Source organism: Mesorhizobium sp. M0051, from assembly GCF_040323235.1.
Classification (GTDB): domain Bacteria; phylum Pseudomonadota; class Alphaproteobacteria; order Rhizobiales; family Rhizobiaceae; genus Mesorhizobium.
Map to the genome: position 1 here is coordinate 1 of NZ_JAMYUT010000106.1, position 532 is coordinate 532.

At 63.7% G+C, this 532-nt stretch carries 1 protein-coding gene and 1 pseudogene; both read left to right on the plus strand.

What is annotated here, in order from left to right; genetic code table 11:
• Nucleotides 1-224: pseudogene (locus NKJ90_RS33435) on the plus strand (transposase); the annotation flags it as partial.
• On the plus strand, nt 221-532 hold a 312-nt coding region (gene tnpB / locus NKJ90_RS33440), incomplete at its 3' end, for an IS66 family insertion sequence element accessory protein TnpB (protein WP_352487787.1). The pseudogene NKJ90_RS33435 and the gene tnpB, both read left to right, overlap by 4 nt.

Consider the following 532-nt stretch of genomic DNA (forward strand, 5'->3'; position numbering starts at 1 on the left):
GGCTGGACCCCTCGCAGCTCTATGCATGGCGCCGCAAGGCGCTTTCGTCGGGCATGGTTGCGCCACTGACGGAGGCAGCGAGCAAGCCGGCGAAGTTCACGCGCTTTGAAGCGATGGGCAGCGACATGGTGGAAATCGTCATTGGCGATGCCGTGGTGCGCGCCGGCGGCGATGTTGATCCCGATCGCCTGGCGAGGATCATCCGCGCGGTTCGCAAGGCATGATCGCTTCCGGTGTGGTGGTTTACGTGTCGTGCCAGCCTGTCGACTTCCGCAAGGGCGCGGCATCTTTGATGGCGCTGGTCAGGGATGGCGGCCTGGACCCGTTCTCGGGGGCGCTTCACGTGTTCCGCTCGAAGCGTGCGGACCGGGTTCGCATCGTGTGGTGGGACGGCAGCGGGGTTTGTCTTTATTCGAAGACTCTGGAAGATCACAGCTTCTGCTGGTCTGCGATATCGGCCGCGCGCATGCGTCTCGACCACGCCCAGCTGATGGCGCTTCTGGCCGGGTTAGACTGGAAAAAGATCCGTCCG